Origin of the sequence: Streptococcus sp. KHUD_015 (assembly GCF_051106265.1) — a bacterium.
In the GTDB taxonomy this organism is placed as follows: domain Bacteria; phylum Bacillota; class Bacilli; order Lactobacillales; family Streptococcaceae; genus Streptococcus.
The window spans coordinates 929,214-948,130 of the sequence record NZ_CP193665.1 but is presented as its reverse complement, the minus strand read 5'-3'; the positions used below and the strand labels follow the sequence as shown (position 1 = coordinate 948,130).

The 18,917-nt window shown below is 40.6% G+C and carries 16 protein-coding genes and 1 pseudogene; all 17 read right to left on the bottom strand.

Annotation, left to right across the window (positions count from 1 at the left end; genetic code table 11):
- Positions 1-24: 24 nt before the first annotated feature.
- On the bottom strand, positions 25-501 hold the full coding sequence (locus ACORHU_RS04365) for a PTS sugar transporter subunit IIA (protein WP_000521980.1): 477 nt from the start codon (positions 499-501) through the stop codon (positions 25-27).
- A 262-nt stretch (positions 502-763) separates the two neighbouring features.
- The gene (lepA, locus tag ACORHU_RS04360) at positions 764-2,587 is read right to left on the bottom strand and encodes a translation elongation factor 4 (RefSeq protein WP_033680178.1); all 1,824 of its coding nucleotides are present in this window, start codon (positions 2,585-2,587) and stop codon (positions 764-766) included.
- Positions 2,588-2,665: 78 nt separating this feature from the next.
- A complete protein-coding gene (locus ACORHU_RS04355; protein WP_153225887.1) occupies positions 2,666-3,394 on the bottom strand; it encodes a metallophosphoesterase family protein in 729 nt (242 codons plus the stop codon).
- A gap of 1 nt (position 3,395) precedes the next feature.
- On the bottom strand, positions 3,396-5,063 hold the full coding sequence (gene recN, locus ACORHU_RS04350; protein ID WP_434365008.1) for a DNA repair protein RecN: 1,668 nt from the start codon (positions 5,061-5,063) through the stop codon (positions 3,396-3,398).
- Between the two features lie 6 nt (positions 5,064-5,069).
- Positions 5,070-5,501 (bottom strand): arginine repressor, encoded by a 432-nt coding sequence (locus ACORHU_RS04345; RefSeq protein ID WP_001034402.1) that lies wholly within the window; start codon positions 5,499-5,501, stop codon positions 5,070-5,072.
- Positions 5,494-6,309 (bottom strand): TlyA family RNA methyltransferase, encoded by an 816-nt coding sequence (locus ACORHU_RS04340; RefSeq protein ID WP_261029261.1) that lies wholly within the window; start codon positions 6,307-6,309, stop codon positions 5,494-5,496. The genes ACORHU_RS04345 and ACORHU_RS04340 overlap by 8 nt, the downstream gene beginning before the upstream one ends.
- Positions 6,302-7,177: a polyprenyl synthetase family protein gene (locus ACORHU_RS04335; RefSeq protein ID WP_000743842.1), complete on the bottom strand. Its 876-nt coding sequence runs from the start codon at positions 7,175-7,177 to the stop codon at positions 6,302-6,304. Before ACORHU_RS04335 ends, ACORHU_RS04340 begins: the two co-directional genes overlap by 8 nt.
- Positions 7,174-7,386: an exodeoxyribonuclease VII small subunit gene (locus ACORHU_RS04330; protein ID WP_000043226.1), complete on the bottom strand. Its 213-nt coding sequence runs from the start codon at positions 7,384-7,386 to the stop codon at positions 7,174-7,176. The genes ACORHU_RS04335 and ACORHU_RS04330 overlap by 4 nt, the downstream gene beginning before the upstream one ends.
- On the bottom strand, positions 7,364-8,704 hold the full coding sequence (gene xseA, locus ACORHU_RS04325) for an exodeoxyribonuclease VII large subunit (RefSeq protein ID WP_434365004.1): 1,341 nt from the start codon (positions 8,702-8,704) through the stop codon (positions 7,364-7,366). The genes ACORHU_RS04330 and xseA overlap by 23 nt, the downstream gene beginning before the upstream one ends.
- Before the next feature lie 127 nt (positions 8,705-8,831).
- Positions 8,832-9,470, bottom strand: a complete 639-nt coding sequence (gene udk, locus ACORHU_RS04320) for a uridine kinase (RefSeq protein ID WP_001181376.1) — start codon at positions 9,468-9,470, stop codon at positions 8,832-8,834.
- Between the two features lie 110 nt (positions 9,471-9,580).
- Entirely contained in the window at positions 9,581-10,459 is an 879-nt protein-coding gene (truB, locus tag ACORHU_RS04315; protein ID WP_153225889.1) for a tRNA pseudouridine(55) synthase TruB, read from the bottom strand.
- A gap of 9 nt (positions 10,460-10,468) precedes the next feature.
- On the bottom strand, positions 10,469-11,743 hold the full coding sequence (locus tag ACORHU_RS04310; RefSeq protein WP_434365002.1) for a DUF2130 domain-containing protein: 1,275 nt from the start codon (positions 11,741-11,743) through the stop codon (positions 10,469-10,471).
- A gap of 95 nt (positions 11,744-11,838) precedes the next feature.
- Positions 11,839-13,119 carry an O-acetylhomoserine aminocarboxypropyltransferase/cysteine synthase family protein gene (locus ACORHU_RS04305; RefSeq protein WP_153225890.1) on the bottom strand — a complete coding sequence of 427 codons (1,281 nt, stop codon included), beginning with the start codon at positions 13,117-13,119 and terminating at the stop codon, positions 11,839-11,841.
- A 144-nt stretch (positions 13,120-13,263) separates the two neighbouring features.
- Entirely contained in the window at positions 13,264-14,061 is a 798-nt protein-coding gene (locus ACORHU_RS04300; RefSeq protein ID WP_153225891.1) for a formate/nitrite transporter family protein, read from the bottom strand.
- 292 nt (positions 14,062-14,353) lie between these two features.
- Positions 14,354-15,147 (bottom strand): annotated as a pseudogene (locus ACORHU_RS04295) (formate/nitrite transporter family protein).
- Positions 15,148-15,632: 485 nt separating this feature from the next.
- The gene (locus ACORHU_RS04290) at positions 15,633-16,376 is read right to left on the bottom strand and encodes a class A sortase (protein ID WP_020900678.1); all 744 of its coding nucleotides are present in this window, start codon (positions 16,374-16,376) and stop codon (positions 15,633-15,635) included.
- A complete protein-coding gene (gene gyrA / locus ACORHU_RS04285; RefSeq protein WP_153225892.1) occupies positions 16,376-18,844 on the bottom strand; it encodes a DNA gyrase subunit A in 2,469 nt (822 codons plus the stop codon). Before gyrA ends, ACORHU_RS04290 begins: the two co-directional genes overlap by 1 nt.
- Between the last annotated feature and the right edge of the window lie 73 nt (positions 18,845-18,917).

Genomic DNA, 18,917 nt, shown 5'->3' with positions numbered 1-18,917 from the left:
ATTTAATATTTTTTATTGACAAGATTAAGCTGTTGCTTCAGCTATATAAGCATAGAGAGCTTCAGGTTCTGAAATTTTTGATAGGTCTTCAAGATGACCATTTCCAGTAAAGAAGTCCATCAACTGAGCAAGAATGTTCGTTTGACTTGAACTTGAGTTATTAATGATAAAGAAGAGTAAGGATACTTCTACTTCCTTATCTGGCGCAATCATATTGTGGAAAGTCACTGGTTTTTCTAATCGAACTACCACAACTTTTTCAGCTAGATTATGAACAATATCTGTATGAGGAATAGCCACATTCGGCAAATCCTTACCTAAAAATTCCATATCTAAACCAGTTGGAAATGACTTTTCACGCGTGATCAAGGCTTCACGATAGGTTGGAGTTACGATTTCTCGTTCTTCCAATAAAGTTGCAACCTGATCAAAGAGTTGTTCTTGATTATCCGCTTCTAAGCAAAACACAAGGTTTTTGTCAAAGAAATGATCTAATCCCATAAGGTTTTCCCTTCTTTCCATTAACTTTATGCTATAAGTATAACACTATATGAAACCGTTGTCAATATTTTTCTGTTCTTTTTTGTCTCTTTTTTTATATTTTTGTTGTTTTTATAGTTTGTTATGTAAAAACAAACAATTAAACAAACATCCAAAACATTTCTTATGTTCCAGAATAGAAAAAAAGCAGACCATTTTAGTCTGCTTTACTATTGATTCTTATATAAATTTCCTGTAAACAAGGAAAAATAATTATGACAACTTATTCTTCATCCATACTCAAGACGCTGAGGAAAGCTTCTTGTGGTACTTCTACTGATCCTATAGCTTTCATACGTTTCTTACCAGCTTTTTGTTTTTCAAGGAGTTTACGTTTACGAGAAACGTCACCACCGTAACACTTAGCAAGTACGTTCTTACGAAGGGCCTTGATATCTGTACGAGCCACAATCTTATGTCCAATTGCGGCTTGGATTGGAACTTCAAATTGTTGACGAGGGATAATTTTCTTGAGCTTATCAACGATGAGTTTTCCACGTTCGTAAGCAAAATCCTTGTGAACGATAAAGCTGAGGGCATCCACCTTGTCTCCGTTGAGAAGGATATCCATTTTCACCAACTTAGATGGGCGATATTCTGACAATTCGTAGTCAAAGCTTGCATAACCACGAGTTGAAGACTTAAGCTTATCAAAGAAGTCAAAGACGATTTCAGCCAGTGGAATTTGATAGATAACATTGACACGGTTATCATCGATATAATCCATCGTCACAAAGTCCCCACGCTTGCGCTGAGCCAGCTCCATTACTGCTCCGACGAACTCCTGTGGTACCATGATTTGCGCTTTAACATATGGTTCTTCAATGGTCGCAATCTTAGTTGGGTCTGGGAACTCAGACGGGTTAGACACATCCATAGACTCGCCGTCTGTCAGATTGACTTTATAGATAACAGACGGAGCTGTCATGATAAGGTCAATATTAAACTCACGTTCCAAGCGTTCTTGGATAACATCCATATGGAGAAGTCCAAGGAAACCACAACGGAAACCAAATCCAAGGGCCTGAGATGTTTCTGGTTCAAACTGCAAGCTGGCATCATTCAGTTGCAATTTTTCAAGGGCTTCACGTAGGTCATTGTACTTGTTTGACTCAATTGGATAAAGACCTGCAAATACCATAGGATTCATCTGCTTGTAACCATGTAAGGGCTCTGCCGCAGGGTTGGTCGCCAAGGTAACGGTATCCCCCACACGAGTGTCCTGAACCGTCTTGATAGAAGCCGCAATATAACCAACGTCACCAGTCGCAAGGAAATCACGACCAACTGCTTTTGGTGTGAAAATACCAACTTCCGTAACATCAAAAGTCTTGCCATTGCTCATAAGCTGAATCCTATCACCAGGTTTAACCACTCCATCCATAACACGCACTTGGAGGATAACCCCACGGTAAGCATCATAAACAGAGTCAAAAATCAAGGCTTTGAGTGGCGCCGTCACATCACCTGTTGGCGCTGGCACTTTTTCTACGATTTGCTCAAGAATTTCTTCGATACCGATACCAGCTTTTGCTGATGCTAAGACTGCTTCGCTGGCATCTAAACCAATGACATCTTCAATCTCTGTACGCACGCGCTCAGGATCTGCAGCTGGCAGGTCAATTTTATTAATGACTGGCATGATTTCCAAATCATTGTCCAAGGCAAGATAAACATTGGCAAGGGTTTGAGCCTCAATTCCTTGGGCAGCATCGACCACCAAAATAGCACCCTCACAGGCAGCGAGCGAACGTGAAACTTCATAGGTAAAGTCCACGTGCCCAGGTGTATCTATCAAGTGGAAAATATAAGTTTCCCCATCTTTAGCAGTATAATTCAGCTCGATGGCATTGAGTTTAATGGTAATCCCACGCTCCCGCTCTAGATCCATGCTGTCCAAAAGCTGGGCCTGCATTTCACGACTAGAAACCGTCTCAGTCTTTTCCAAAATGCGGTCTGCAAGAGTCGACTTTCCGTGGTCAATATGGGCGATAATAGAGAAGTTACGGATCTTCTCCTGTCGTTTTTTCAATTCTTCTAAGTTCATGATTCTCTTCCTTTCAGGGTATCTATTTATTATAAATTGTTTTTGATATTTTGACAAGACCATACCCTGCTAGGAGTACTAATCTTCAGCAACAAAGCCGTCATTTTCGATAAAGTGGTGTTCTGTCATTCCTTGGTCAGTAAAGACAATCCCATGAAGGACACCACCATAAACAGCTCCTCCGTCCATGCCAATCTTGCCATCTTCTGTAGTCCAAAGTTCAGCTGTACCTCGGTCTTGCTTCAACAAACCATAAACTGGTGTATGACCAAAGACAATGGTTTTTCCAGTATGATTTTCGGCTTCATGGAATGGTTTTCTGAGCCAGACTTTTTTATAATCTGTGGTTTCATGCCAGTCATCCAAGGTCAAGTCAATACCTGCGTGAACAAAGATATACTTGTCTGTCTCTACCACAAATGGCATTTGACGAATAAATTCGACCAAATCTGCCGCTTCAGTAGCGACACACTTGGCATCTTCTACTCCATCAACTGGTGCATCCAAGGGACGACCTAGGATAGAGTTAATGGTTGTATCTCCACCATTGCGACGATAGTGGTCATAGCTTTCTTCTGGGTCATCGAGCCAAGTCAAAAACATATACTCGTGATTTCCTGACAAACAGATTGCCCCTTTATTATCGACTAAGTCCTTAACCATCTCTAGGACAAGGCGACTATCCTCACCTCGGTCAATCAAATCCCCTAGAAAGAGCAACTGAGTCTGACCGTCCCATGTTTTGAGAAGGTCTTCTAGCATCCCAGCTTTTCCATGAACATCTCCAATTACATAATAGTCTGTCATCTTATTTCTCCCTGTTTCTCAACAATTCTCTGGCTTGCGTCAGGGCTGCTTCCGTCACATCATCACCTGCCAACATCTTGGCAACTTCTTCCACGCGCTCTTCAACCGTCAAGAGACGAACAGTCGAAACCGTTGAATGCTCATTGCTAATCTTCTCAATAAAGAATTGATAATCCGCAATCGCAATCACTTGTGGCAAATGGGAAATAGCCAGAACCTGACCATGCTGGCCAATCTTGTGAATCTTCTGTGCAATAGCCTGAGCTACACGGCCTGAAACTCCTGTATCCACCTCATCAAAGACTATGCTGGTCTTGCCTTCTTTACGTGAAAAGGCAGACTTAATGGCTAGCATGAGACGAGATAATTCCCCACCAGACGCAACCTTGACCAAGGGTTTAAAATCTTCGCCAGGGTTGGTTGAAATGTAAAATTCAACCATTTCATTTCCCTCACGGCTGAATTTGCCCTTGCTAAAACGAACTTGAAACTGGGCTTTTTCCATATAGAGGTCCTGCAGTTCTTGTTTAATCTCAGCTTCGAGCTGCTGAGCCAAGTCATGACGAGCAGATGCAAGCTGGCCTGCCAAATCAACAAGATTAACTTCCAACTTCTTAAGCTCTGCTTCCATGTCCTCAGACGAAAGGTTATTACCTGTCAAGAGATTGTATTCTTCCGTAATCTTGGCAAAATAAAGCAAGACATCGTCTACAGTCCCACCATACTTACGGGTAATGGTATGAAGGAGGTCCAAACGATTCTCAACCTGCATGAGACGATTGCCATCAAAATCAAGGTCCTCAATAATAGCTTCCAGACGCTTGCTAATATCTTCTAAGACATAGTAGGTCTCAGACAGAGAGCTTGAAATTTCACGGTATTCAGGATCATACTCTTCAACACTTTCCATGTCATTCATGGCTGAACGAACATTGGTCAGACTTGAAAACTCTTCATTGTCCAACATACTGTAGGCATTAGTCAACGTATCAGCAATGTTTTTATGGTTGAGGAGTTTATCTCGCTCTTGATTGAGAGTCAAGTCTTCCCCTGCTTGCAAGTTTGCTGCCTCAATTTCTGCCATTTGAAATTCCAACATTTCGATACGTGTCTTGTGTTCCTGCTGGTTTTTCTTGACTTCCAGAACCTGCTTGCGCATTTTTCGATAGGCATCAAAACTCGTTTGATAGGTTTCTTTCAAGTCCCAAAAAGCCACATCGCCAAATTCATCCAACATTTGAATATGCAGTTGAGGACGCATTAACTCTTCTTGGTCATGCTGACCATGGATATCTACAAGGTGTTGCCCAATAGCACGCAAAACAGACAGATTGACCATCTGACCATTCACACGGCTGATACTACGACCATTTTGCAAAATTTCCCGACGGATGATAATTTCATCACCCAATTCTAAACCTTGCTCATCAAAAATTTCCTGCAAAAGGCGACTATTCTCAACGGAGAAAAGCCCCTCAATCTCTGCCTTTGGCGCACCGTGACGAATAACATCTGTCGTCGCACGAGCTCCCAACATCATATTCATGGCATCAATGATAATCGACTTCCCTGCACCTGTTTCACCGGTCAGAACAGTCATTCCCTTTTCAAAATTGAGGGAAATAGCCTCAATAATGGCAAAGTTTTTTATCGAAATTTCAAGTAACATATAGACCTACCAATTTTTTACTTGTTCAAAGATTTCCTCAGCTAGACTTTCACTTCTGGCAATGACTAAAATCGAGCTATCATCAGCTAAACAGCTAAAAATCTTGTCCGCAAAAGTCTCAATTAACTGAGCTTTTACAAAAGCCGTATTTCCTGGGATAACCTGGAGATTGATCATCTTTTCCATCAATTCTGCCGATTCGATATTGTCTTCAGCCAGTTGCAAACTTTTTACGATTGATTTTGGCAATTCATAGACATAGGTGTTGTCTCTCAAAGGAATTTTGACAATACCTAGTTCTTTGATATCCCGTGATACCGTTGCCTGAGTAGCAGTGATCCCTGCCTCTTTCAAATGTTCTACGATTTCTTCTTGCGTACCGATTTGATAATCTGTCACAAATCGTCTAATTTTTTCAAGTCTCTCTTTTTTATTCATTTTTAAATTGACTATGCGCCCTCTCTACTACTTCTTCAATCTCAGCAAGAACCTGATTACTTGCTGACTCTTCTTTTTTCAAATACGCTAAAAATTCAATATTTCCATGCCCACCTTGGATAGGAGAAAAGTCCAATCCAAGGACTGAAAAGCCTTCCTCTACTGCCATAGCTGTGACAGATTCAAGGACATTCTGATGGACCTTGGCATCACGAATGATTCCATTTTTCCCAATCTGCTCACGTCCTGCCTCAAACTGAGGCTTAACCAGAGCCACAACTTGACCTTGCTCGGCCAACACACGGTGCAAGGCTGGAAGGATCAGACTGAGGGAAATGAAACTCACATCAATACTGGCAAAGCTCGGTTCTTTTTCGAAATCAGTCTTTTCTGCATAGCGGAAATTAAACTGCTCCATGCTGACAACTCGCGGGTCCTGGCGTAGTTTCCAAGCCAACTGATTGGTACCGACATCAACTGCAAAGACAAGTTCAGCACCATTCTGCAACATGACATCGGTAAAACCTCCAGTAGAGGCCCCGATATCAATCGTTGTAGCTCCTTCCACTGACAAATCAAAGACCTGCAAGGCCTTTTCTAATTTCAAGCCACCACGGCTGACATACTTGAGTTTTTCACCCTTGAGTTTTAACTCGGTGTCATCTGGAATTTTCTCTCCTGGTTTGTCAAACCGTTCTCCATTAAGGACTGCTACAACTAGACCAGCCATGACACCGCGCTTGGCCTGCTCTCTCGTTTCAAACAAGCCCTGTTTATAAGCTAGTACATCCACTCTTTCCTTAGCCATTGATTCTCAAACTTTCTACTACACTTACAATCGATTCTATTTCAAAGGGAACCTGTTGGGCAATTTCTTCTAATTTTGCATTAGCTTGATCCAAAGTCTGGTTACAAAAGGCAATGGCTTCTTCCAAGCCCAACAAAGCAGGATAGGTTGATTTTTCTGCCTGTAGATCCTTTTGTGGTGTCTTACCGATTTCCTCAAAACTAGCGGTCACATCCAGCACATCGTCTCTGACCTGAAAAGCAAGCCCAATCAATTCACCAACAGTTTTCAGCTTTGCCTGCATTTCAGGAGCCAATTCAGCAATAATAGCAGCCGCTTGGAAGGGAAAGGCTAGTAGTTTTCCAGTCTTATTGGCATGGATGGTCTGGAGTTCTTCCAAAGACAGGTGCTGGTGTTCACCCTCCATGTCCAAAACCTGCCCTGCCACCATGCCCAAACTACCTGAAGCCAGCGATAAGTTGGCAATCAAGTCCACCTTGATCTGACTTGGCAAATCTGCCTGCGCTATCAAGGCATAGGGATCTAGGAACAAGGCATCTCCTGCCAAAATGGCCATTGCTTCGCCAAATTTCTTGTGATTGGTTAACCGCCCTCGACGGTAATCATCATCATCCATGGCAGGAAGATCATCGTGAATCAAACTCCCTGTATGAATCATTTCCAAGGCAGCTGCCACCTGCGCGTGAGCAGGTTTGATGGCAATATGCAAGGCTTCCAAAACTTCTAACAAGAGAAAAGGTCGAATACGCTTGCCACCAGCATGAATGGAATAGAGAACAGACTCTCGCAAACTAGAAGCAAACTGCTGGTCTCCATAAAAATCTTCCAAAGTCGACTCGACAAGAGCTAATTTTTCTTGCTTTTTCATTCAAAATCACTTTCTGTTCCGTCTTCTTGCATGACCTTAACCAAGGTTTTTTCAGCCTTGTCCAGCGTCGCTTGGAGCTCTTTTGACAAGACCATGCCCTTTTGAAAGGCAGCAATCGCATCTTCCAGAGCAATTTCACCATTTTCCAAACTTTGGACAATGGTCTCCAGTTCTGCTAGATTTTCCTCAAATTTCTTTTGTTTTGACATCTTTAACCTCTAATTCTACTTGACCATCTCGCATCAAAAGCGTCACTTGGTCTTTTTTCTTCAAACTCTCAACCGAATCTACAACGGACTCTTCTTTTTTGACAATAGCATAACCACGTGCCACAATTCGGCTAGTATCCAACATCAGTAAGGCTTCTGATAATCTTTTGACCTCAGCAACCTTGGCATCATAAACCAGCGCCATTTGGCTACGTAAGAGCTTATCCAACTGACCTAGACGATCTTGATAACGTTGGATTTTGGTAACAGGTGATAATTGTACCAGTCGATGCGTCCTTGCTTGTACTATCTGTTTGTTATCAGAAATCCGTGTTCGCAAACTTTGTTTTAAGCGCAGTTGCAGTTGATCCAAGCGTTGCAAATAACCATCATACAAACGCTCTGGCTGTCTAAAGATAACAGACTGACTGCATTTTTTCAAAGCTTCTTGTTTCTTAGATAGCACATTTCGAACTGCCGTTGCCATCCGTTTTTCCTGATTTTGCAAATGAGCTAATAGATCCAACTTGGTCACAGGTGTTGCCAGTTCAGCCGCTGCTGTCGGCGTCGCAGCCCGTCGATCTGCCACAAAATCTGCCAAGGTCACATCCGTCTCATGCCCCACACTAGAAATGATTGGTAAACGAGACTCAAAAATAGCTCGTACCACAATTTCTTCGTTAAAGGCCCAGAGATCCTCGATGGAACCGCCACCACGACCAATAATCAGCAAATCCAAATCGTCACGTTGATTGGCACGCGCAATATTTCGAGCAATTTCCTCCGCAGAGCCTTCACCTTGCACCTTAGTCGGATAGAGAAGGATATTGACACCTGGAAAGCGCCTGCTGACAGTCGTGATAATATCTCGAATAACGGCTCCACTACGGCTGGTCACCACACCAATTCTCTTAGAAAATTGGGGCAGAGGTTGCTTGAAGCGTTCTTGAAATAGGCCTTCTTCTGTCAATTTTTTCTTGAGTTGTTCAAACTGAATCGCAAGCGCCCCAACCCCATCAGGCTCAGCCTTTTCAATGATAATGGAGTAGCTACCACTTGGTTCATAGACCTGTACACGCCCAATCACATTGATCTTCATTCCTTCTTCAAGGTCAAACCCTAATTTCTGATAAATCCCAGACCAAATAGTCGCTTGAATGACTGCATGGTCATCCTTTAGGGAGAAATATTGGTGAGTAGGTCGTTTACGAAAGTTGGAAACTTGACCAGTTAAATAGACCCGTTCCAAGTAAGGGTCTTTATCGAATTTCATTTTCAGATACTTGGTCAAAGTTGTTACCGATAAATACTTTTCCATCTCCACCTACTACTCATTTCCTTGCTCTTTCATGGGTATTATTATACCAAAAATATGCCTAAAAATCTCCATTTATGTACCATTATGAGGGAAAAATAGAAAAAGGAGGCAAGACCTCCTCATCTGATTATTTGCTGTTTCGAGCTTCTTCCAAAATCTTTGCAATCTTGGTCGTCAAAAGGTCAATAGCAACTGTATTGCTGACTCCCTCAGGAATGACGATATCAGCATAACGCTTGGTTGGCTCGATAAACTGGTGATACATAGGTTTAACTACACCTAAGTACTGGTCAATAACGCTATCAAGGCTACGGCCACGCTCCTCCATATCACGCTTGATACGACGAATAATGCGCACATCATCATCCGTATCCACAAAAATCTTGATATCCATCAAATCGCGCAGGCGCTTGTCCTCTAAGACCAAAATCCCCTCAACGATAAAGACATCTTGAGGTTCCTGACGATAGGTCTTGCTGCTTCGTGTATGCTCTGTATAGTCATAAGTCGGAATATCCACCGGGCGCCCTGCCAACAATTCCTTAATTTGCTCAATCATTAAGTCTGTATCAAAGGCAAAAGGATGGTCGTAGTTGGTTTTGACACGCTCTTCAAAAGTCAAATGAGACTGATCCTTGTAGTATGAATCATGCTCAATCATGGAAATCTTTTCATCAGGGAAATGCGATAAAATGGCTCTTGAAACACTGGTTTTTCCTCCACCAGAACCACCTGTCACTCCGATAATGATTGGTCTATTTTGCATGCTATCCTCCGTTTTTTTATCCTCGTCTATTCTATCACAATTTTTGGGAAATTTATAGTCTGATTTGGATAGTCTAAGGAAAACATTTCCAATCCCTACACCCAGTTAGACTAGCTAAAAACCTTTCTTGGCTTATAGAGATTGTCCCGTTTTTCTAAAATTGCTAACAATTTATCGCCTTCAAAAGCAGCCAGTTCTTTGTCTGTTTTGTCTAGCTCTATAAAACGACCAAAGCGCACTTCTGTAGCCTCTTCTGGACTTAGGAAAACTTTGACAAGATCCCCCGTCCCAATCTCTAGAGGATGGAGAAAGTCAAGTTGACCATCCTCCACTTTTGAAGCAATTTCTTCCAATGTAAGAGCATCCTCTAGCTGTAAACCGGCTGCACTAGTACGAGTCAGATGTGACATATGAGCTGCATAACCAAGTTTCTCTCCCAAGTCAACTGACAAGGTACGAATATAAGTTCCTTTGCTACATTTCACACGAAAAGTGAAGCGTGCAAGATGGCTATCATAAGAAATCGGACTTGTTCGATCAAATTGATAAATGGTCACCTGACGTTCTGGACGCTCCACTTCCTGACCAGCACGCGCATACTCATAGAGCTTGCGACCATTGACCTTAACAGCCGAATACATAGGCGGAATCTGTTTGATAAGCCCAGTCAAGCTAGCAATCGCTTCATCGACAAGCCTTTCATCCAAGGGCGACAAAACAGGGGTCTCTGCGACCACTTCTCCACTGGCATCCTCAGTCGTTGTTGAATAGCCGAGAGTAATCTCCCCCTCATAGACCTTGCCCTCATCCTGCATAAACTCTACCATACGGGTCGCCTTGCCAACCGCAATGGGCAAAACACCCACTACATCCGGATCCAAGGTCCCACCATGTCCAATTTTCTTGGTTCCCAAAATCTTACGCAGTTTAAAAACCGCATCATGCGAGGTCATTCCCGCTTCTTTTTTTAAGTTAATAATACCGTTCATTCTTGCTTTCTACTCCCCCTTCAATGCTTCAAATTTTGCTTTCATGGTTGGATTTTTTCGGGTCAATTTTTTAACTGAAACATCTTCTAGTTTATTATTTGCAAGGCGAAGTTGGTTTTCGGATGTGGTTAGGAACTTTTTGACCTCTTCCATCCGTTTGATAGCCTTGTCAATTTCATCAATAGCTTTACCAAAGTTGGTCGAAGCTGAATTATAATTCTTAGCAAAGGCCTGTTTAAAGGCATCCAAATCTTCTTCAAAATGAGTGATATCAATATTTTGCTCCCGGATAAGTGCTAGTTCCTGCTTGTATTTTAGGGAATTAAGCGCCGCATTTCGCAAAAGCCCAATCAACTGAATAAAGAATTGAGGACGAACCACATACATCTTTTCATACTCGTGGCTGACGTCAACAATCCCTGTGTTAAAGTAGTCGTTATCAGCTTCAAGCATGGTTACCAAAACCGCATATTCACAATTCTTCTCCCGACGGTCCTTGTCTAATTCCTTGTAAAAATCCGCATTCTTGTGCTTCTTCTCTGTTCCGTCAGCTTCATTTTTCATCTCAAACATAATGGAAATGATTTCTACCCCATTTTCATCGCATTCACGGAAGATAAAGTCTCCTTTAGAACCACGCGCAGAAACCTTGTTATCCTTTTCAAAGTAGGCATTTGGAAAGGCAAAACTACGGACCTTGTTAAACTCACTTTCCGCATAGTGTTCCAAACTTTCCCCGATAGCTTTTGTAGATTGTTGGGCTTTGAAATTCTTATAAAATTCGACTTGTTCACTAGCTGCCTTGAGTCGAGCTTCGTAGTTTTGCTTAACTGAAGCAAGAGAAAGCTCGTTTTCTTTTTCTTGTAAAAGAAGCTGGTTTTTAACCTGGTCTCGTTCTTTTTCTAGTTCAGAAAGAGTCTTTTGCAGTTGATTTTCATGCTCCAAACGCAAGGTTGCCAATTGGTTTTCCAAGGCCTGTACTTCCTTGTCCTTTGCTAATAAAGCCTGATGGCTTGTCTGTTCAACCTCTTTCTTGGCCAATTCTTTCTCTGTATCAAAGTTTTGGATTTGACTCTGTAATTGCGCAATTTCTTGGTCTTTTTGAGCTAGTTTAGACTGTTGCTCATTCATAGCCTTTTGCTCAGCCAAGGCCAGTTCCTGCTTCATGCGATCGTGCAATTCCTTATCAAACTCTGCCGTTCTCACTTGGGACAAAAGTTCAGCATACTGACTTTCATTTACTGTAAAGACTTCCCCACAGTTAGGGCATTTGATTTCGTTCATAACTTTCCTCTTTCTAGACTTCTTTAACCATTATATCATGCCTGAGGGAAAATCAAAAACAGTGAGTCGAAACCCACTGTTTATCTTCTTTTACTTTAAATTTTTTCCAAGGCCAAACGCAAATCTTCAATCAAATCATCTACATTTTCAAGACCAATAGACAAGCGGATTTGGTTTGGTGTAACACCTGCTGCTTCTAGGTCTTTTTCTGACAATTGACCGTGAGTGGTTGTGGCTGGATGGACAACAAGCGATTTAGCATCTGCCACATTTGCAAGGTCAGAGAAGATTTCCAAATTATCAATAACCTTGCGTGCTTCTTCCTCCCCACCTTTGACATGGAAGGTAAAGATTGAACCCACACCTTTAGGCAAGTATTTCTCAGCCAAGGCATGATATGGACTATCTGCAAGTTTTGGATAATTTACCTTTTCTACCTTAGGATGGTTTACAAGAAAATCAACAATTTTCTCTGCATTTTGTACATGACGTTCCACACGAAGTGAAAGGGTTTCAAGTCCTTGGAGCAAGAGAAAGGCATTAAATGGTGATAAAGCTGCCCCAGTATCACGAAGCAATTGAACACGAACAGCGATAATAAAGGCTGCTGCCCCCACATCGCGAGTATAGCTCAAATTGTGGTAGCTTGGGTCTTCCTCAACAAATTGAGGGAATTTTCCTGAAGCCGCCCAGTCAAAACGACCGCTATCGACAATCACTCCACCAATAGTCGTACCATGCCCACCAATAAACTTAGTCGCAGAGTGAATAGCAATATCTACACCGTGAGAGAAGACGTTAATCAAGTAAGGTGTGGCAAAGGTATTATCCGAAACTAGTGGAATCTGGTGTTTATGCGCAATCTCAGCCAATTTTTCCAAGTCAGGAATGTTTATCAAGGGATTCCCCAAGGTTTCAATCAAGACAAGCTTGGTATTGTCTTTGATCGCTCCTTCTACTTCCTCCAAATTATCAACATCGACAAAGGTTGTTGTGATCCCATAACGAGGAAGGGTTTCTTTCAAGAGATTGAAAGTCCCACCGTAAATAGTTGATGCTGCTACAACATGGTCACCTGCATGAGCAAGAGCCAAAATCGTATAAGTCACTGCTGCCATACCTGAGGCTGTTGCTAGCGCTCCGACACCACCTTCAAGAGCAGCGATTCTTTCTTCAAAGGCAGCCGTTGTAGGATTTGTAATACGAGTATAGATATTGCCTGGTTTTCTCAAGGCAAACAGATCAGCACCTTCCTGCGTATCGTCAAAAACGAAGGATGTTGTCTGATAAATTGGCACTGCACGAGACTTGGTAGCTGGATCCACAACTTGACCAGCATGTAGTTGCAAAGTTTCAAATTTAAAATCACGAGTCATAAGGCGACCTCCATATAGTTTCATTAAGGATATTGTAGCACTATCGACCTATCTTGACTAATACCTCTTTTCTATATTTTGATATAAGGAGTAGCTATTGCTTCTTACAAAACGAAAAAGCACGATTCAATCGTGCTCATTTCCTTAATCTACATAAGTATCTTCGTTTTTATTGAGGAAGGCATATGGAAGACCCATCAAGAGACCTCCTCCGATAAAGTTTCCGATGAAGGTTACTCCCCAGTGACGGAGCATATTTCCAACACCGAAGTTAGCAATTGAATCAGCAGCAACACTGAATTTCACAATCGCGAAAGAAGCAAAGTTCGCCGCAATGTGCTCGTTTGTTAAGAATACAAACATGTAAATTGCTGACAACACAAGCCATAGTTTAGCACCACCATCTTTGACCAAAACAAATGAAAGAATCGCAATATTTACGAAAATATTGGCCAAAATAGCCTCAAGCAAGACTAATTCATTTGAACGGCCTAACTTCATCTCAACAACCCCTGAAATGAAACTATCGTGAGTCAGATGTGCATAGGCTGCTGAGTGAGCAAATCCCCAACCTGCTATCAAGGCTCCAATAAGGTTGAACAAGGTACAGTAAAGTAAAATCTCAGCTGTTTTTCGCCAAGAGATTTTTTTCAAGAAACTACCAGCAGTCAAGAACATCATGTTTGAGGTTACTAACTCGGCATTTAAGAAAACAATATAGGCCAATCCCCAAGCAAAGACAAATGGGAAGAGGAAGCGTCCACTACCTGGTGCAATTTTATTAATCAAGTCAGCCCCAACTGCACCAGCAGCTGTACTGAAAGTTAAGAATGCACCTGCAAACATAGAACGAATCGCATACTTAAATTTGCTTTGGTTATAAAGACTTTCTTTCTTCTTGCAAGCAAATTCAATCTTTGAGATAAATTCTGAAGAAACCATAATAAACTCCTAAAACTTTTATTTGTGATAATTATAACATAAAATAGATATAATGAAAAGCCTTTCCTAATTGTATTTTTTCTAAATTTTAAAATTTTAGAAATCGTTTACATTACTTTAATAACAAACTTTTAGAATTTTTAATTATCAGAATCTAGAGATTGAGTAGCATAACTTTTACCCTATTTAATATATTTTATTGTTACAATTTAAAAACGATTTTCTCTGCAAGCCTATTTTGTAAAAGAAAAAGAGAGAATCGTTCTGATTCTCCCTGATACACTAACTCTTCTTAATCAACATATGTATCTTCATTCTTATTTAGAAAGGCATATGGTAAACCAATCAGAAGTCCTCCACCTATAAAGTTAGCAATGAAGGTTACTCCCCAATGTCGAAGTATATTTACCAAATCAAAATGAGGTACTTGATCAGCAATCATGCTGAATTTCATAATACTAAAGGAAGCAAAATTGGCAGCAATGTGCTCATTGGACAAAAAGACAAACATGGAAATAGCTGATAAAATGATCCATAGTTTGGCGGCACCATCTTTGACTAGTATAGATGAAAGAATGGCAATATTTACAAATACATTGGCAAGAATTCCCTCAATCAGGACTAAATCACTTGGACGCGCCAATTTCTTGGCTACAAGATTAGGAAGGAAACTATCATGGGTCAGATGAGAAAATGCTGATGAGTTAGCAAAGGCCCATCCAGCTACCAAGGCACCAATTAGATTAAATAGAGTACAGTATAGTAAAATGATTACTGCCTTTTTCCAATCCATCTTTTTTAAAAATGCGCCTGCTGTTAGGTACATCATGTTGGATGTAACTAACTCAGCATTTAGAAAAACGATATAAACAAGTCCCCAAGCAAAAACAAATGGGAAAAGAAAATACCTACTACTTAGAATAATACTGTTTAATAAATCCGCACCAATAGCTCCAGCTGCTGTACTAAAGGTTAAAAAAGCACCTGGAAACATGGAACGAATCGCATACTTGAACTTACTTTGATTGAAAAGACTTTCTTATGACAAGAATAATCTATCTTCGAAATAAACTCTGAAGAACTCATAAACATCCCCTAACTCTTTATATTTGTTATTATAAAATAAAAAGTAAAGAAATAATAATTTTTTTAAAATTTAACTATTTATATCTACTTTAAGATTACACACTTTGTATTATTAGTTATGGTATAAAAAGAGTCAACAACCTCCACCTTTGTTTCAATCTATCTTTAAAACATTTCTTAAGGATAAAGCTAAAATCATCACCATCCCTCAATGAAAGTATTCCAAAATCCAAGTAAGATTACTAGTAACATCATTAAACTTAATATTTTTGATTTTTAGAATATTATATTATATTGAGTCTAGAATCGCACAATATCTCTTCTAAAATATTTATAGAAATTGCTTTAAATTCCTTAATCAATTTGTTCAGATTCTATTTCAATATACTATAACAACTGCAATAAACAAATTTTCATAGCTCTAAATATAAAATGGAGAAGACATGGATTGTCCTCTCCAGATATTATCTTTTCACTGACTTATCTTAACTAAATTGTTTATATGGTTGATTGAAAGCTGTTAGAATTTCATCAGATGTCTGTGAATAATCTTTTGTTTCTTTCAAATCACCTTTTACAATAATACGTTCTGTAGCGGCAAGGTCTTCACAGGTTACTAATGTGATCTCATTGACCCCTTCTCTATCATCAACCTCATCAACACGATCTGGTGTAACACGTTTGACTTCACGTATTTCATAAGTATAAACTTTATTTTTATCAGTTAGATAAATTTTCATACCATTTTTAGCGTTATCCAAAGGAGAGAATAACATTTTATTAGCATTATCAACACCAAAAATATGATGACTAGCTAGACTATAATTTCCTTCCCCCATAACTTGATCTCGCTTCATAGTACCTGCACCATAATATAGATTTACGTTATTCAATCCTTTAAAAATTGGCAGATTCATTTCTAATTCAGGAATAGCAATTCCACCAATAACTGGTAATTTTTGAGTATCCCATTGAGAAGCTAAAACAGCTTCAGAAGAAATTGCTTTGACCGAATCAAAATCAAAATTTCCTTCGGTTTCTTGATTTTCTTCTAATTTCTCTTTTGAGACCTGACTAACTTGATACTTATTAGTATTCCAAACCATAACCATATCACGCAGTTTAGCATTAAAAATCAAAGCAATTGATAATAGAATCAAAAATCCTGCTAAAATATTGATTAGTAAATTTTTACGATTTGTTTTCTTTTTATTCTTTTTATGAGACATTATGCTTCACCTTCTGTTTCGTTTTCTGTCCCAACTTCTTCTTTTTCTGCTGCTGCAACCGTAGTAAAGGTTACAATTTTAGCATCTTGATCCAGGCGCATCACTTTAACTCCCATAGTTGAGCGACCTGTTTGTGAAATATTGGCAACATTGGTTCGAATCATGACACCCGTATCAGTGATAATCATCAAGTCTTCATCTCCTTTAACTGTTAAAAGACCTGATAGAGGACCATTTTTCTCAGCTACATTAGCCGTCTTCATCCCTTTACCACCACGACCTTTTGTTGGATATTCAGTCGCAACTGTACGCTTCCCATATCCTTTTTCAGTAATGATAAGAACTTCATCTTGGTTAGTAATTACGCTCGCTCCGACTACTGTATCTCCCTCACGGAGATTAACACCTTTCACACCAGTGGCGATACGACTCATGCCACGAACAGCTGATTGATTAAAGCGAACTGCATAACCAAACTTGGTCCCAATAATAATATCCGTATCTTCTTCTGTCAACAAGACATTAATCAACTCATCTTCATCCTTGAGGTTCAGTGCTTTAAGTCCATTTTGACGAATGTTAGCAAATTCCTTGACGCTGGTTCTCTTCACGATACCATGACGGGTTGTGAAGAAGAGATAGGCTTCATCACTGCGTTCAGATTCAACATTGATGATGGTCTGAATACTTTCGCCTTCATCCAATTTCAAAATATTGACAATTGGCAATCCCTTAGCGGTCCGACCATACTCAGGAATTTCATAGCCTTTCAGGCGATAGACTCGACCTTTATTTGTGAAGAAGAGCAGATGATCATGAGTGCTAGTTGACACTAACTCACGAACAAAATCATCATCCTTAACACCGGTTCCTTGAACACCACGACCCCCACGTTTTTGAGCAGTAAACTCGGCTTGATCCAGACGTTTGATGTAGCCTTTGTTAGAAAGAGTGATCAAGACATCCGATTCTTCAATCAGATCCTCATCTTCGAGGCTTAAGACTTCACCGACCATCAACTCTGTACGACGTTGGTCGCCAAACTTACGCTTAACTTCGTCCAATTCATCTTTGATGATTTGAGAAACACGCTCTGGCTTAGCAAGAATATCCGCCAAATCTGCAATCAAAGCTAAGAGATCATCATACTCAGACTGAATCTTATCGCGTTCCAAACCTGTCAAACGACGAAGACGCATGTCTAGGATAGCCTGACTTTGACGTTCAGAAAGCTTAAACTTACTCATCAACTCGGCTTGCGCTTCCGCATCAGTTTCACTAGCACGGATGATACGAATCACTTCATCGATATGGTCGAGTGCGATCAAGAGACCTTCTAAGATATGCGCACGCGCTTCCGCTTTTTCCTTATCAAAACGTGTCCGACGAATAACCACTTCTTTTTGGTGTTCAATATAAGCATCCAAAATCTGACGAAGAGATAAAATCTTCGGAACCCCATTTTGAATCGCCAACATATTAAAACCAAAATTGGTTTGCATCTGGGTCATCTTGAAGAGGTTGTTAAGGATAACATTTGCTGAAGCATCTCGTTTAACTTCAATAACGAATCGAACACCTTCACGGTTGGACTCATCACGTACTGCTGTAATCCCCTCAATGCGTTTTTCCTGAACTAAGCGAACAATATGCTCATGCACCTTGGTTTTATTGACCATATAAGGAAATTCCGTTACAACAATGCGCTCACGTCCCGTCTTGGTCATTTCAATCTCTGTACGAGAACGGAGGACAATAGAACCTTTACCTGTTTCATAAGCCTTATGAATGCCTGATTTCCCCATGACAAGAGCACCTGTTGGAAAATCTGGACCAGGCAAGACTTCCATCAAGTCCTTGGTAGTCACTTCAGGATTGTCCATGACGAGCTTGACCGCATCAATGGTCTCACCTAGATTGTGAGGAGGAATGTTGGTAGCCATCCCAACGGCAATACCAGTTGCTCCATTGACCAAAAGATTTGGAAAACGTGCAGGCAAGACCAAGGGTTCACGTTCATTGGCATCATAGTTATCAACGAAATCAACCGTATTCTTATTGATATCTCGAAGCATTTCCAGAGCAATCTTGCTCATGCGTGCCTCAGTATAACGCTGGGCAGCAGCACCATCACCATCCATAGAACCAAAGTTTCCATGCCCATCTACAAGCATGTAACGGTAGCTCCACCATTGAGCCATACGAACCATAGCTTCATAGATAGAGGAATCCCCGTGTGGGTGGTATTTACCCATGACATCCCCTGTAATACGAGCAGATTTTTTATGAGGTTTGTCTGGGGTAACACCTAATTCATTCATTCCATAGAGAATCCGACGGTGAACAGGTTTCAAGCCATCTCGAACATCAGGAAGCGCCCGCGCTACGATAACACTCATGGCGTAATCGATAAAGCTCGTCTTCATCTCCTTTGTCAGATTGACATTCACTAAATTTTTATCCTGCATTAATAAATGCCTCGTTTCACAATTAGTAATCAGTTATATTATACCATATTGTATCCTATATTTCAGCCTTCTA

Excerpts from the sequence above, each read along its gene's own strand:
- ACORHU_RS04365 (WP_000521980.1), bottom strand. The coding sequence starts at position 501 with ATGGGATTAGATCATTTCTTTGACAAAAACCTTGTGTTTTGCTTAGAA.
- lepA (WP_033680178.1), bottom strand. The coding sequence starts at position 2,587 with ATGAACTTAGAAGAATTGAAAAAACGACAGGAGAAGATCCGTAACTTC.
- ACORHU_RS04355 (WP_153225887.1), bottom strand. The coding sequence starts at position 3,394 with ATGACAGACTATTATGTAATTGGAGATGTTCATGGAAAAGCTGGGATG.
- recN (WP_434365008.1), bottom strand. The coding sequence starts at position 5,063 with ATGTTACTTGAAATTTCGATAAAAAACTTTGCCATTATTGAGGCTATT.
- ACORHU_RS04345 (WP_001034402.1), bottom strand. The coding sequence starts at position 5,501 with ATGAATAAAAAAGAGAGACTTGAAAAAATTAGACGATTTGTGACAGAT.
- ACORHU_RS04340 (WP_261029261.1), bottom strand. The coding sequence starts at position 6,309 with ATGGCTAAGGAAAGAGTGGATGTACTAGCTTATAAACAGGGCTTGTTT.
- ACORHU_RS04335 (WP_000743842.1), bottom strand. The coding sequence starts at position 7,177 with ATGAAAAAGCAAGAAAAATTAGCTCTTGTCGAGTCGACTTTGGAAGAT.
- ACORHU_RS04330 (WP_000043226.1), bottom strand. The coding sequence starts at position 7,386 with ATGTCAAAACAAAAGAAATTTGAGGAAAATCTAGCAGAACTGGAGACC.
- xseA (WP_434365004.1), bottom strand. The coding sequence starts at position 8,704 with ATGGAAAAGTATTTATCGGTAACAACTTTGACCAAGTATCTGAAAATG.
- udk (WP_001181376.1), bottom strand. The coding sequence starts at position 9,470 with ATGCAAAATAGACCAATCATTATCGGAGTGACAGGTGGTTCTGGTGGA.
- truB (WP_153225889.1), bottom strand. The coding sequence starts at position 10,459 with ATGAACGGTATTATTAACTTAAAAAAAGAAGCGGGAATGACCTCGCAT.
- ACORHU_RS04310 (WP_434365002.1), bottom strand. The coding sequence starts at position 11,743 with ATGAACGAAATCAAATGCCCTAACTGTGGGGAAGTCTTTACAGTAAAT.
- ACORHU_RS04305 (WP_153225890.1), bottom strand. The coding sequence starts at position 13,119 with ATGACTCGTGATTTTAAATTTGAAACTTTGCAACTACATGCTGGTCAA.
- ACORHU_RS04300 (WP_153225891.1), bottom strand. The coding sequence starts at position 14,061 with ATGGTTTCTTCAGAATTTATCTCAAAGATTGAATTTGCTTGCAAGAAG.
- ACORHU_RS04290 (WP_020900678.1), bottom strand. The coding sequence starts at position 16,376 with ATGTCTCATAAAAAGAATAAAAAGAAAACAAATCGTAAAAATTTACTA.
- gyrA (WP_153225892.1), bottom strand. The coding sequence starts at position 18,844 with ATGCAGGATAAAAATTTAGTGAATGTCAATCTGACAAAGGAGATGAAG.